Genomic DNA, 13483 nt, shown 5'->3' on the forward strand with positions numbered 1-13483 from the left:
TAGACTCGGGGGCATCATGAGTGCACCCAGCGAAGAAGCGATCCGCGCCGCCCTGGCCAAGGTCGACGACCCGGAGATCCGAAAGCCGCTCACCGAGCTCGGCATGGTCAAGGGCGTCAGCATCGACGAGGGTTCCGGCCGGGTCGACATAGGCATCTACCTGACGGTGGCCACGTGCCCGATGCGGGACACCATCACGGATCGGGTCCGCACCGCGGTCGCGGACGTCGCCGGTGTGGGCGAGGTCGTGGTCGACCTCGACGTGATGAACGACGAGCAGCGAACGGAACTCCGCAAACACCTCAGGGGCGACGCGGCCGAGCCCGTCATCCCGTTCGCCCAGCCCGGCAACCTGACCCGGGTGTACGCGGTCGCCTCGGGCAAGGGCGGCGTGGGTAAATCCACCGCCACCGTCAACCTCGCGACCGCTCTGGCGTCCCGCGGGCTGTCCGTGGGGGTTCTCGACGCGGACATCTACGGGCACTCCATCCCCCGGATGCTCGGCACCGACGCGCGACCCACCCAGGTCGAGCAGATGATCCTGCCGCCGGTCTCACACGACGTGAAGGTCATCTCGATCGCCCAGTTCACCAAGGGCAACACCCCGGTGGTCTGGCGTGGCCCCATGTTGCACCGCGCACTCCAGCAGTTCCTCGCCGACGTGTACTGGGGGGACCTCGACGTCCTGCTGATGGATCTGCCGCCCGGCACGGGTGACGTGGCCATCTCGATCGCGCAACTCATCCCGTCGGCGGAGATCCTCGTGGTCACGACACCACAGCAGGCGGCGGCCGAGGTGGCCGAGCGGGCGGGGTCGATCGCCCTGCAGACGCGTCAGCGCATCGCGGGCGTGATCGAGAACATGTCGTGGCTCGAACTGCCCGACGGGACCCGCATGGACGTCTTCGGCACCGGCGGTGGAGCCGAGGTCGCCGCGAACCTCTCCCGGTCGGTGGGGGCGCCGGTCCGGCTGCTCGGCCAGGTACCGCTCGAGCAGGCCGTCCGCGAGCACGGCGACGAGGGCACCCCGATCGTCCTGGCGGAACCGGACTCGCCGTCCGGCCGGGCCTACCGGGAGATCGCGGACGGTCTCGCGGTCCGGCCCCGGGGCCTGGCGGGGATGAACCTCGGTATCGACACCACCCGCCACCTCTGACCGTCGCCACTGCGGTCACGACCCGTCCGACGGGACGGATGCGGGTGGCTCAGGTGGCGTCCGGGTCCCAGGTGAGCGCGGCGCCCGGAGACGTGGGCGAGGACGGGGGGGTCGGCGCGCTCGACCCGGGGACGGCCGGGCGGGGTCCGGTTCTCTGGGGGCCGGCCGACTGGGAGCCGGTGGGCTGCGGTCCGGTCGACTGTGGCCCGGTGGACTGGGGGCCGGCGGGTTGTGGGCCCCCTGCCGGCGCCGCTGCGCCGAAATCGCCCGTGAACAGGGAGTCGTCCCCGTCGAGGAGGTGTTTGGTCACCATCGCGCGAGGGCTCATGCCCCGCAGGTCGCTGAGCTGTTTGAGCGGTTCGCGGAACTCCTCGAAGTCGGCCCCGTAGTCATCGCGCAGCTGCTGCTGGGCGGTCCCTGCGAACTCCTTGACCTTGCGGATCGCGGAGGCGAGCCACCGGGCGGCTTCGGGCAGGCGTTCGGGCCCCAGGACGACGAGCGCGATCACGCCCAACACCAGGAGCTCGGACCAACCCACGTTTGAGAACATCGTCTCTGAGGATACGTCGTCCCGGCGCCCCTGGTCACCACGACCTCGGACCACGGCGGAGTCAGGCGAGGACGGGCCGGACGGTCACCTCGATCCGTGATCCGTCGCGGATGACCTCCACCGGGACGTCCACGTCCGCGCCGGCGCGACGGACGGCCACGATGAGTTCGTCGGAGGAACGCACCCGACGTTCACCGATCATCGTCACCACGTCGCCTTCCCGCAGGCCGGCCTCGCGCGCGGGAGAGCCCTCCCGGACGTTGACGAGCTCGGCGCCCTCGACGTTGCCGTTGTCCGCCTTGCGCGCGTTCACACCGATCGTGGCATGGCGCACGGACCCCTCGGTCATGAGCGAGGTCGCGATCGCGCGCACGTCGTTGACGGGGATCGCGAACCCCAGGCCGATCGACCCGCCGGACCGGGTGAAGATGGAGGTGTTGATGCCGATCACCGCCCCGCTGGCGTCGATGAGCGGACCGCCCGAGTTGCCGGGGTTGATCGCCGCGTCCGTCTGGATGGCGTCGATCACGACGTCCCCGTCGGACGTCGACTCCCCCAGCGCGATCGGCCGCTCGGTGGCCGACACGATGCCCTCGGTGACCGTCCTGGCCAGGCCCAGGGGCGAACCGATCGCCACCACCTGCTCGCCCACCTCGACCCGCTCGGAATCCCCGAGTGTCGCCACGGTGAGGTTCTGGACCCCGTCGACCTTGAGTACCGCGAGGTCGGTCGCCGGGTCGCGGCCCACCAGTTCGGCCGACGCCCTGGTCCCGTCCGGGAAGACGACGTCGATGTTCGCCCGGTCCGCGGCTCCGTCCATCGTGACGACGTGGTTGTTGGTGACGATGTACCCCTGCGGGTCGATGACGATGCCGGAGCCCTCACCCCGCGCAGAGGGAGTCGAGACCTGGATGTTGACCACCGCCGGCTGGACCCGCTGGGCGACCTCACCGACCGGGTTGTCAGGCCGCAGGACGTTCGTCGGCGCGTCGGCGATGCGGACGGTCGATGTGGTGAGCACTCGCGCCGAATCGGCGACGACCGCTCCGATCCCGCCACCAACGAGGGCGATGACGGCAACGGCGGCCGCTGCTCCCGCGAGTGCCTGCCGACTCAGTCGCCGTTCGAACAGGGCCTCGGAGAGCGACAGCCTCGGGGGCGGGGGCACAGAGTCACCGGACAGGTCCTGGGGCCCGAACTCCTCGGTCGGCTGCACGGCGGGTGCACCGAACCCCACGGGCGCGTGGGGATCGCGCCAGGGGTCGGGTGATGCGGGTGGCGGCTCCTCGGTCTGGTCCTGCCACGACGGGTGTCGCTCGATCCCCCCGTCCGTGTCCCCGGACGGGCCGAACGCGGCGGCCAGCGCGGAGTCGGACTCGTCTCTGTGCGCCGGCCCGGACGCGTGGTCCGGTGACGAGGGGTCCGGTGACGAGGGCTCGTCCGGAGACGCCGGGCGCCGGGGATCGACTCCCCCGGTCACCCCGGGCGGACGGGAGAAGAGCCCGGCGGCGGCGTCGTCCACCTCGGGCTTGTGGATCGGGGCCGGCTCGCGGAGCGGCCGGTCGGGATCCGCACCCCGCCCCGCCGGGCCGGGTACTCCATTCTCATCCTCCACGCGGCCCAGCCTAACGGCCGGACGGGCGCAGGCGGCGCAGGAGTCTCGACCATCGGCTGCCCGACGAGGGCTCCGGGACCGGTGGGACGGCCTCGGCCGCGCCCTCCCCGAGGCGTCGGAGTCGCTCGCGCAGGTCCCCCGGCATGTGGATGGGTCCGGAACCGCGGAGAGCCCGACGTGCGTCTTGCTGGTCGGTCACCTCGCGGCGGCACTGCGCGCACAGAGCGAGATGGGCGTCCGCGCGGACCTTTCCGGCGGCGGGGAGGCACCCGTCGACGTATGCCGCCGCCGCTTCGGTGGAGAGGTGGTCGGTGGACAGGAAGTGGTGTCCCCCGCGAGGTGGCGGCGTGCTCTCGGCGACTTCACGGACCGAATCCCGGGACAACCGGTACTCGGGGGTGGACCCGCGTCCCGCCTGGTGTCGGTCCACCCTCGCCCCTTCTCGTCCGTCTGCCTCGGCACCGGATCCCGGCCGGCGCCCGGTGCTCCCACCGTCCGAGGGGATCAACGCGCCGGGGGCGCCGCTGGTTCCCCGCAGACCCCGCGAGATCAGTCGATGCCCTGGTGCACCCCGGTCACACCGGCCGCCTCGAGTTCGGCTCGCAGGGCGGACCGTCCCCGATGTATCCGGCTGCGGACCGTCCCCATCTTCACCCCGAGGATGCGCCCGACCTCCTCGTAGCTGAGGTCTTCGATGTCGCACAGCACCACCGCCGCGCGGAACTCGGGCGAGAGGTTGGCCAGGGCGGTCTGGAGGACCGGATCGAAGGTCTCCTCCGAGAGGACCTGCTCCGGACTGCGTTCCCGGCCCGGCACCCGCTCGGCGTCGTCGGGGAGAGCCTCGAAGCGGATCCGGGACCGGCGTCGTGCCATGTCGAGGAAGAGGTTGGTGACGATGCGGTGCATCCACCCCTCGAAGGTGCCCGGCTTGTACTTGTCCAGGGACCTGAACACCCGGATGAACGCCTCCTGGGTGATGTCCTCCGCGTCGTGCGCGTTACCGCAGAGCCGGAAGGCCAGGCGGTAGACCCTGTCCCCGTGCTGGGCGACGAGTTGGGACCAGGACGGCATGTCCGCGGCGTCGCCGCTCGCGTCGAAGCGCGCGGTCCCCACCGCCTCGTCGTGGTCCCCGCCGGGGAGGATCGACGTCTCGTGCACGGTCTGCGAGTACATGCGCTGCCGCCGCCTTCCGGCGCGGGATCCTCGCAAGTCGCCCGCGCGGTTTTCCGCCGCACCCTCGTGGAGCGACGTGGTCCCACCCTCCCTCATCGGGCTGTCCTCACGGTATACCCGTACTGAGATCCCCCTGAGAGTCTCATACCGATCCGATCACCGCGCGTTGGACACGTCGTACGCGCACGCGGCGATACGCTGATCAGGTGCCCGATTCGACTGATGTCCCCGCCACCGACCGTTCCCGGCTCACCGATCTCGCGCGTCGCAGCGCCGGTCTGGTCGACGACTCGCTCTACGCCCCCGCACGCGCGGACGCGGCCGAACTGGGGGCCGCCTCTCCGGACGCGTTGACCGCCGAGGTGATCCGGTTGGTCGCGAGACTGACCGGCGCCCGGGCCGCGGTGTGCATCTCCCCCGCCCCCGGCGTCCCCGCGTTGGCGATCCTGGCCGCAGCCGGACAGGGCTCCGGGGCAGTGGTCACCTGCATCACCGACGACCCTCACCACCTGGAGGCGGCCCGGGCCGCGGTGCGGGACGCCGGCCACCCCGCGTCCGCCGCCCGCTACATCGCGGCGCGGCCCCTGGAGGTGGCGGACAGGCTCGCCGACGGGGCCTACGACCTGCTCGTCGCCGACGTGCCGGACCACTCGGTCTCCCGGGTCCTGGCCAGGGCCCACCATCTGCTGCGCCCCGGTGGCGCGCTGGTGCTGATCGGTGAGCACGCTCCGCTGCCGGAGGGAGCGGACCTGCCCGAGCACGCTCACGCCACCGTCCTGCCCGTCGGCGGCGGGCTGACCGTCGTCACCCTCTGATTAACACCGCACCGGGCTGATCCACACCGCGCCGGGCTAGTCCACACCGCACCGGGCGGCCGGCCGGTGCCCGTCGACCCGTCTCAGCCCGGTAGCGACGTGACCGAGTTCTTGGACACGCTCACCACGCCGCCGGCACTGACGGGGAACCGCAGACGGTCGCGCTCATGGTCCACCCCGATCACGTCACCCGCCCCGATCTGACAGTTCTTGTCCACGATCGCCTTGCGCACCACGGCCCCCCGGCCGATCCGGACACCGGGCATGAGCACACTGCCCTCCACCACGGCGCCGTCCTCCACGACCACGTTGTTGGAGACCACGGAGTTGCGCACGGTGGCCGCGGAGATGATCGTCCCCGCCCCCACCATCGACTCCTGGGACATCCCACCGTTGACGAATTTGGCGGGCGGGAGGTTGTCCTGCTGCGTACGGATCGGCCACAGCTTGTTGTAGAGGTTGAAGACCGGGTGCACCGAGACCAGATCCACGTGGGCGTCGTAGAAGGCGTCGATGGTCCCGACGTCACGCCAGTACCCCCTGTCGCGCTCCGTCTCACCCGGGACCCGGTTGCGCGCGAAGTCGTACACGTACGCGCGCTCCTGTTCCACCAGCGCGGGGATGATGTCCCCGCCCATGTCGTGGGTGGAATCCGGCTTCTCCGCATCGGCCTTGAGGGCGTCGACGAGCGCGTCCGCGGTGAAGATGTAGTTGCCCATCGAGGCGAAGGTCGCGTCCGGGTCGTCCGGAGTCCCCGGCGGATCGGAGGGCTTCTCGACCCAGTCCCGGATCAGGTCGTCCTCCCCCGCGTCGATGCAACCGAAGGCGAAGGCCTCACGCCGCGGGACCCGGATCCCGGCGACCGTGACCGCGGCTCCCGTCTCGATGTGGTGCTCCAGCATCTGACGGGGATCCATGCGGTACACGTGGTCCGCCCCGAAGACGACGATGTGGTCGGGCCTCTCGTCGTAGACCAGGTTCAACGATTGCAGGATGGCGTCCGCCGAACCGGTGTACCACCGCGGCCCGAGCCGCTGCTGCGCGGGGACGGGGGTGATGTACTCACCGCCCATCCCGCTCATGTGCCACACCTGCGAGATGTGCCTGTCGAGGGAGTGCGATTTGTACTGCGTGAGGACGCAGATCCGCATGAAGCCGGCGTTGACGAGGTTGCTCAGGACGAAGTCGATCAACCTGTAGGACCCGCCGAACGGGACCGCTGGTTTGGCGCGGTCCGCCGTGTGCGGGAAGAGTCGCTTGCCCTCGCCGCCGGCGAGGACTATTGCTAGGACGTGCGGCTGGTTCCTCACACACCCACCGTAACGATTTCCGGGCCGCCGACGCGGGCCATCGCGGGACTTGCCCCCGCACCGCCCCGGCAGGACACCCCGTGGTCGGGCGGGGTTCACCCGCAACGCTCCAGGGGACGCCGTGGGCGGCTAGGTTGGCCGGTGTGCGAGTAGCGATGATGACGAGGGAATACCCGCCAGAGGTCTACGGCGGGGCGGGCGTCCACGTGACCGAACTGGTGGCCACCCTGAGGCCGCTGTGTGAGGTCGACGTCCTGTGCATGGGCGCCGACCGGGACACCGCTCGGGCGTTTCGCCCCGATCCGGAGCTGGGCGAGGACGCCAACCCCGCGATCCGCACCCTCTCGGCGGGCCTGCGCATGTGTGTGGCCGCGGAGGGGGCGGACATCGTCCACTCCCACACCTGGTACGCGGGCCTCGCGGGCCACCTCGCCGGGGAGCTCTACGGGATCCCGCATGTGGTGTCCGCGCACTCGCTGGAACCCAGCCGCCCCTGGAAGGCCGAGCAGCTCGGCGGAGGCTACCGCGTCTCGTCGTGGTCCGAGCGCAACGCCTTCGCCCATGCGGATGCGGTGGTCGCCGTGAGTGCGCGGATGAAGGACGAGATCCTCCGCGTCTACCCCGAGGTCGACCCGAGCCGGATCCACGTGATCCTCAACGGTATCGACACCTCCGTATGGTCGCCGGTCGAGACGTTCTCGGGCCAGGATTCCGTCCTCCGCCGCCACGGTGTCGACCCGGACCGGCCGATCGTGGCGTTCGTCGGCCGCATCACCCGACAGAAGGGGGTGCCCCACCTGGTCCGTGCCGCCCGCGACTTCCACCCGGATGCACAGCTCGTGCTGTGCGCGGGTGCGCCGGACACCCCGGAGATCGCGGCCGAGATGGAGTCCCTGGTCGGCGATCTGCAGTCCACCCGTGACGGTGTGTTCTGGCTCCGTGACATGTTGCCGCGCGAGGAGGTCATCGAGATCCTCTCCGCCGCCACGGTGTTCGCCTGCCCGTCCGTGTACGAGCCCCTCGGGATCGTCAACCTGGAGGCGATGGCGTGCGACACGGCGGTCGTGGCCTCCGATGTCGGGGGGATCCCGGAGGTCGTCGTCGACGGCGAGACCGGCATCCTCGTCCATTACGACGAGTCGGACCCGGACGCCTTCGAGGCAGGCCTGGCCGCCGCGGTCAACGAGCTGGTGGCCGACCCCGCCAAGGCCGCCGACTTCGGCCGTGCCGGTCAGGAGCGGGCCCGGACCCGGTTCGCGTGGGAGGCGATCGCCGAGCAGACCCACGCGATGTACGCCTCACTCCTGTAGCGACCTGCGGAAGGACCGCACCTCGACGTGGACGCGGAGGGGAGCGTCGCCGGCCCCCACCGCGGCCTCGACGCCGTCGCGGTCCAGGTGCACACCACTAGGCCCCATGAGCGCGAGGTCCGCGGCGATCCGCGCCGGGACCGCCGTGGTGACATCGACCACCCGGACCGAGCCGGGATCGAAGCCCGCCGCCAGTCGGGTGTCGAGGCGTTGCGCCTTGTCCGCCGCCGGCGCGAGCATTCCGGCGCGGGTCCGCAGGGGCTCGAGGTGGCCCGGGCCCGGCACCGCGACGACCAGTGTCCCGCCCGGTCGCAGGACCCGCGCGAACTCGGCGGGGTTCCTGGGGGCGAAGACCACCTGGACCACATCGATGCACCGGTCCGCCAGGGGCAGTCCGTCCCACGTGTCGACGACCAGAGCCGCGACGAGAGGATTGACGCGGGCCAGCCGACGGGCGGCGGCGACGGAGAGTTCCGTGCCGATCCCGAGCGGGCCTCCTGCAGCGTCCGCGGCCCCACCGCTCCCCGCACCACCGTCCGCACTACTCGCGGCACCGGTCCGGGGCAGCGCGTCGATGACCCGGTCGAGATAGAACCCGGTGCCGGCACCGGCGTCCAGGACCACTGGGTGATCGGCTGAGCCGACCGTCCCGGCCACCCCGGCCACGCCCTCCACCGCCGCTTCCACCAGTGCCTCGGCCACACCGTCGAACACCCCGTGGCCGAGGACTCGTTCGCGGGCGGCGACCTGCTCCGCCGAGTCGCCGGGGAACCGTCGCCCCCGTGCGCCGAGGAGCGTCAGATGACCACCGCGCGCACGGTCGAACGCGTGCCCGCCGCCGCACCGCACGCCGGCCCCTGTCGACTCCAGGCCGGCCCGGCACTGCGGACACCGCAATAGCGGCACCGCCCTCGTCAGCGCGGCCGGGGCCGGGGTCACCGCCGCGGCCGGTCCGCGAGATCCCGGAGCAGCCCCACCAGGGTGCGGGTGGCGAAACCGGTCGCCACCGGCCCGACCTCGTCGATCTCCTCCGGCGAGCGCGCCGGGCCGGCGATGTCGAGGTGGGCCCACGGCCGACCGTCGACGAACCCCTCCAGGAACAGGGCCGCGGTGATGGCGCCCGGGCCCGTGGGGGCCTGCCGCCGATCCGCGATGCCGGAATCGACCGCCCGGCGCAGATCGTCGGGAAGCGGGAGCCGCCACCACCGCTCCCCCGCCCCCGCACCCGCCGCCGACACACGGTCCGCGAGATCGTCGTCGGTCGCCATCACCGCACCCGTCCGCATCCCGAGCGCCACCTTCATCGCCCCGGTCAGGGTGGCCACGTCCACGACCACGTCCGGATCACTTTCCGCGATGCCGTGCACCAACGCGTCGGCCAGCACCATCCGGCCCTCCGCGTCCGTGTTGGTGACCTCCGACGTCGTACCCCCCACGTGCGTGACCACGTCCCCGGGGCGGTACGCGGAACCGGAGAGCATGTTCTCGGCCGAGGGCACCACGACGGTCACGTCGAGATCGGCGTACCGCTCACTCGCGTCGGCGCAGTACGAGGCCGCGGCCGCCACGACCGCGGCCGAGCCCGCCATGTCCGTGCGCATGAGATTCATCCCGTCCGCCGGTTTGACCGAGATCCCACCGGTGTCGAACGTGATGCCCTTTCCCACCAGCAGCACGCGCGTACCGGGGCCTGGTCGGCGCGCCACCAGGACCCGGGGCGACGCGGCGGACCCACCACCCACCGCGAGGACACCGCCGAATCCGCCCTCGACGAGCTCGTCTCCCTCGAGCACCCGGGTCCTCATGCCGGCACCGGACAGCACGTCGGCCATCTGCGCCACGAGCCACGCAGGGGTCTTGAGGTCGGCGGGAGCGCCGGCGAGATCGCGGGCCAGGGCGGTCGCCCGTGCGGCGTCCTCGGCGGCCGCCACAGCGGCGCGGACGCCCTCCTCGTCGTCGTCCTCCGTCCCCGTCCCGGTCGACACCCGCACCACCAGGGCCGGTGGCACCGGCGTCGGATCGGCGGCGAAGACGTCCTGGCCCCGGGCGCCCAGGAGGTACCCCAGCACCAGATCCCCCAGCCGGTCGACCGGCACGACCCCGGGGACGGCGACCGTGACCTGCTCGGTCCTGCCCGTGTCGCGCAGGTGCCTCGCCACGGCCGCCCCCGCCCGGCGGTAGCCGATCCCGACGTCCACCGTGCCCGCCCAGCCGGGGCGCGGGGACGACGCGTCGACCTCCACCTCCACCACCGGCCGCCCGTCGACCACGCTCGTCCGCGCCTCCGCCGGGCGACCACGGAGGTATCCGTCCTTCGTCGCGGGCCGGGTGGCCAGGGGCCATCCGTCGACGGCCTCCGATCCGCCGACCACCCGGACGGTGGGCAAAGGACGTGAGGGGATCTCGGGCATCGGGTTCACCTTCCGTAGAGCCGAAACGACGCACCCGCCACGTGGGTCGGGTGCGTCGAGTCGACAGAGCAGAGAACGATCAGGAGATGGCCTGGGTCAGCTCCTCGCCAAGCGACCTCGCCTCGTCGGGGGTCAACTCCACAACGAGGCGTCCGCCACCCTCGAGAGGGACGCGCATGACGATCCCGCGGCCCTCCTTGGCCGCTTCCATCGGTCCGTCACCGGTCCTGGGCTTCATAGCCGCCATCAGGTCGATTCCCTTCGTCCTTGGCAGTGGACCGCGTCCGGTGAGGACGACCGCGCCCACGTGCGGTGTTGCTGAATGGATGCTGCGATTCTAGCGCGTCACACCGTGCCCGGACGCGGGAGCGCGTTCTGGGCCCACCTCGTCCGAGGGCTGCGGGCCTTTTCCCGCGCCGTCGAGTCGCGCGCGGAGGCGGTCGATCTCCGCGGCCGCCTCCTCCAGCGCCCAGTCCACCTCCGCCATCGTGTACCCACGTGCGGACATCCCGAACCGGACCGATCGCAGATCGTCTCCACGGAGCGGGCCCTCCGGCAGCGAGGTGACCGTGTGGCCCCGCGCCACGGCCGGCAGTGGCTCGGAGCGGCCGAAGACCACGACCGACAGGGCGAACAGCGCTGCCGCGACGATCAGGGTGAGCACCACGTAGACGACGACGGTGAGCATGCGGGCGAGTCCCCCTCTGATTCCGGGCCGGCCCCCCCAGTCTGGCACACCCGCCCCGACGTCGGCCGCGGAGACTAGGCCGGGGTCAGGCCAGGCCCCGGACTGTTCGCGCAGGTGGACGGGTCCCCGAGATGGAGGCCACCATCTCCACCGCCCTACGGGTCGCGAGCACGTCGTGGGTACGGAACACGCGGGCGCCCATCATCGCCGCAACGGCGGTCGCGGCCAGGGTGCCCTCGGCCCTGTCGTCGATACCCGCGTCCAGGGTCTCGCCGATGAAGTCCTTGTTGCTCAGCGCCATGAGAACGGGGTGGCCCAGGGCGACGATCTCGTCCAGCCGCCGCAGCAGTTCCAGCCCGTGGAAGGTGTTCTTGCCGAAATCGTGGGTGGGGTCGATCAGGATCCCGTCGGCCGGGACGCCCGCGGCGATCGCGCGGTCGGCGGCGGCGGACAGTTCCGAGACCACGTCGAGCACGACATCGCGGTAACCGACCCGGAAGGGACGGGTCCGCGGGACCGCGCCGCCGGTATGGGAGCACACGAACCCCGCCCCCACCTCACCGGCTGCGGCCAGGACCTCGGGATCGTGTCCGGCCCACGTGTCGTTGACCAGATCCGCCCCGGCGGCCAGTGCCTTCTTGGCGACCGACCCACGCCAGGTATCGACGGAGAGGACGACCTCGGGGTACCTGCTGCGCACCGCCTCGACGAAGGGGACGACCCGGTGCACCTCCTCATCGGCGTCGACGAGCTCACCGGGCCCCGCCTTGACCCCACCGATGTCGAGGATGTCCGCGCCGTCCGCCACGCACCGCTCGACCCGTTCCATCGCCGCCGCGTCGGTGAAGCTCGCTCCACGGTCGTAGAAGGAGTCGGGGGTGCGATTGACGATCGCCATCACCAGGGGCCGGTCGACGGGCACCGGGTGACCGCAGAGCGTGGGCGGTGGGGCCGGGGGCAGTCGGGGCGAGGGCGGTGGGGTCGAGGGCGGTGGTGTCGAGGGCGGTGGGGTCACCGACGCCCTCCGCAGGCGTCGAGGGCTGCCTCCAGCTCATCACGGACCACGAGGTGCTCGAACGCCTGAGGCGAGACCAGTCCCGACTCGACGAGGCCACCGACCCAGTCCAGCAACGGACGGTAGAACCCGATCGGGTCGTAGAGGACCACCGGCTTGTGGTGGAAACCGAGTGAGGCGGACGTCCACATCTCGAACATCTCCTCCATCGTCCCGATCCCCCCGGGCAGGGTGAGGAACGCGTCGGAGCGCTCCTCCATCTCACGCTTGCGCTCCCGCATGGTGGTCACCACCACCAGCTCGTCCGCGGCGGTGTCGGCCACCTCTCGCACCCGCAGCCCCTCGGGGATGACACCGACGGTCCTGGCTCCGCCGTCCCGCGCCGCCTCCGCGACCGCGCCCATCATCGACACGTGACCTCCACCGGAGACCAGGGACCACCCGCGGCGGGCGATGGCCTCACCCACCTCGGTGGCGATCCCCAGCAGCTCGGGGTCGTACGACGAGGAGGCGCAGTAGACGCAGACCCTGCGCCCGGGCACGGGGGACATCATCGTTCGACCCCGCGGTGCTCCTCGCCGAACAGGTCTTCCCGCTGCTCTGCGGTCAGCGCGGCCTGATGGTGCGCCCGGCGGATGTACTGGACGGCCTCGTCGACGGAATCCGTGACCAGGAACAGGTCGAGATCGGACGCCGAGACCATGCCCTGCTCGGCGAGGGTGCCCCGGATCCAGTCCACCAGAGGTGTCCAGAAGTCCACACCCAGCAACACGATCGGGAACCGGGTGATCTTGTTGGTCTGGACCAGTGTGATGGCCTCGAAGAACTCGTCGAGGGTGCCGAAACCGCCCGGGGTGCACACGAAGGCCTGCGTGTACTTGACGAACATCGTCTTGCGGACGAAGAAGTAGCGGAAGTGCAGGCCGAGGTCGACCCAGCGGTTGATCCCCTGCTCCGTGGGCAGCTCGATCCCCAGACCCACGGACTCACCGTTCGCCTCCCAGGCGCCCTTGTTCGCCGCCTCCATCTGACCGGGCCCACCACCGGTCACGACGGCGTACCCCGCCTCGGCGAGCGCACGACCCAGTTCGACCGCCTGCTCGTAGGCGGGATCGCCCGGGCGCGTCCGCGCCGAGCCGAAGACGCTCACCGCGTCGGAGAGCTCCGCGAGTGCACCGAACCCGTTGACGAACTCGCTCTGGATACGCAGGACCCGCCACGGGTCGGTGTGCAACCAGTCGGTGTCCTGGTTCTTGTCCAGCAACCGCTGGTCCGTGGTCGTGCGATCGCCGCCCTTGTCCCGTCGCAGGAGGAGCGGGCCGCGCAGGTGTACCGAATCGTTCTGTGCCATCAGGGTCAGATCTCCTACAGTGGTCGGCCCGGAATCGGAGCCCGGATCGTGTCGGCTCCGGGGTTCAATCGGCTCCGGGTTTCAGTCGG

Annotated in this window: 15 protein-coding genes; 3 read left to right on the plus strand and 12 right to left on the minus strand. The window is 71.4% G+C overall.

What is annotated here, in order from left to right:
* The first annotated feature begins 16 nt into the window (after positions 1–16).
* Positions 17–1156 carry an Mrp/NBP35 family ATP-binding protein gene (locus CEY15_RS10105; RefSeq protein ID WP_095718331.1) on the plus strand — a complete coding sequence of 380 codons (1140 nt, stop codon included), beginning with the start codon at positions 17–19 and terminating at the stop codon, positions 1154–1156.
* 49 nt (positions 1157–1205) lie between these two features.
* Here the strand turns inward: CEY15_RS10105 and tatB are convergent, their stop codons facing one another.
* From tatB to sigE, 4 genes are all read right to left on the minus strand, one after another.
* Positions 1206–1706 carry a Sec-independent protein translocase protein TatB gene (tatB, locus tag CEY15_RS10110; protein WP_095718332.1) on the minus strand — a complete coding sequence of 167 codons (501 nt, stop codon included), beginning with the start codon at positions 1704–1706 and terminating at the stop codon, positions 1206–1208.
* Positions 1707–1767: 61 nt separating this feature from the next.
* Positions 1768–3321, minus strand: a complete 1554-nt coding sequence (locus tag CEY15_RS10115) for a S1C family serine protease (protein ID WP_095718333.1) — start codon at positions 3319–3321, stop codon at positions 1768–1770.
* A 10-nt stretch (positions 3322–3331) separates the two neighbouring features.
* Complete coding sequence (locus tag CEY15_RS10120; protein ID WP_095718334.1) at positions 3332–3751, minus strand: anti-sigma factor family protein; 420 nt, start codon at positions 3749–3751, stop codon at positions 3332–3334.
* A gap of 119 nt (positions 3752–3870) precedes the next feature.
* Positions 3871–4494: an RNA polymerase sigma factor SigE gene (sigE, locus tag CEY15_RS10125; protein ID WP_095718335.1), complete on the minus strand. Its 624-nt coding sequence runs from the start codon at positions 4492–4494 to the stop codon at positions 3871–3873.
* A 206-nt stretch (positions 4495–4700) separates the two neighbouring features.
* Here sigE and CEY15_RS10130 point away from each other — a divergent pair, with 206 nt between their 5' ends.
* The gene (locus CEY15_RS10130; RefSeq protein ID WP_095718336.1) at positions 4701–5309 is read left to right on the plus strand and encodes an O-methyltransferase; all 609 of its coding nucleotides are present in this window, start codon (positions 4701–4703) and stop codon (positions 5307–5309) included.
* 83 nt (positions 5310–5392) lie between these two features.
* Here the strand turns inward: CEY15_RS10130 and glgC are convergent, their stop codons facing one another.
* On the minus strand, positions 5393–6619 hold the full coding sequence (gene glgC, locus CEY15_RS10135; RefSeq protein WP_095718337.1) for a glucose-1-phosphate adenylyltransferase: 1227 nt from the start codon (positions 6617–6619) through the stop codon (positions 5393–5395).
* 143 nt (positions 6620–6762) lie between these two features.
* Here glgC and glgA point away from each other — a divergent pair, with 143 nt between their 5' ends.
* Entirely contained in the window at positions 6763–7929 is a 1167-nt protein-coding gene (gene glgA, locus CEY15_RS10140) for a glycogen synthase (protein WP_095718338.1), read from the plus strand.
* On the opposite strand, the gene CEY15_RS10145 is transcribed toward glgA, so the two are convergent.
* The 7 genes from CEY15_RS10145 to CEY15_RS10175 form a co-directional block, all read right to left on the minus strand.
* Positions 7918–8868 carry a putative RNA methyltransferase gene (locus tag CEY15_RS10145; protein ID WP_245847508.1) on the minus strand — a complete coding sequence of 317 codons (951 nt, stop codon included), beginning with the start codon at positions 8866–8868 and terminating at the stop codon, positions 7918–7920. The genes glgA and CEY15_RS10145 overlap by 12 nt on opposite strands.
* The gene (locus tag CEY15_RS10150) at positions 8865–10340 is read right to left on the minus strand and encodes a leucyl aminopeptidase family protein (RefSeq protein WP_095718340.1); all 1476 of its coding nucleotides are present in this window, start codon (positions 10338–10340) and stop codon (positions 8865–8867) included. The genes CEY15_RS10145 and CEY15_RS10150 overlap by 4 nt, the downstream gene beginning before the upstream one ends.
* A gap of 79 nt (positions 10341–10419) precedes the next feature.
* Positions 10420–10587 (minus strand): DUF3117 domain-containing protein, encoded by a 168-nt coding sequence (locus CEY15_RS10155; RefSeq protein WP_081615186.1) that lies wholly within the window; start codon positions 10585–10587, stop codon positions 10420–10422.
* Between the two features lie 90 nt (positions 10588–10677).
* Positions 10678–11028, minus strand: a complete 351-nt coding sequence (locus tag CEY15_RS10160; RefSeq protein WP_095718341.1) for a DivIVA domain-containing protein — start codon at positions 11026–11028, stop codon at positions 10678–10680.
* 85 nt (positions 11029–11113) lie between these two features.
* Positions 11114–11926, minus strand: a complete 813-nt coding sequence (gene folP, locus CEY15_RS10165; RefSeq protein WP_428844196.1) for a dihydropteroate synthase — start codon at positions 11924–11926, stop codon at positions 11114–11116.
* A 113-nt stretch (positions 11927–12039) separates the two neighbouring features.
* Positions 12040–12594 carry a TIGR00730 family Rossman fold protein gene (locus CEY15_RS10170; protein ID WP_095718342.1) on the minus strand — a complete coding sequence of 185 codons (555 nt, stop codon included), beginning with the start codon at positions 12592–12594 and terminating at the stop codon, positions 12040–12042.
* Positions 12594–13394, minus strand: a complete 801-nt coding sequence (locus CEY15_RS10175; protein ID WP_095718343.1) for a TIGR00730 family Rossman fold protein — start codon at positions 13392–13394, stop codon at positions 12594–12596. The genes CEY15_RS10170 and CEY15_RS10175 overlap by 1 nt, the downstream gene beginning before the upstream one ends.
* Between the last annotated feature and the right edge of the window lie 89 nt (positions 13395–13483).

This window comes from Dietzia natronolimnaea (genome assembly GCF_002289575.1).
In the GTDB taxonomy this organism is placed as follows: domain Bacteria; phylum Actinomycetota; class Actinomycetes; order Mycobacteriales; family Mycobacteriaceae; genus Dietzia; species Dietzia natronolimnaea_A.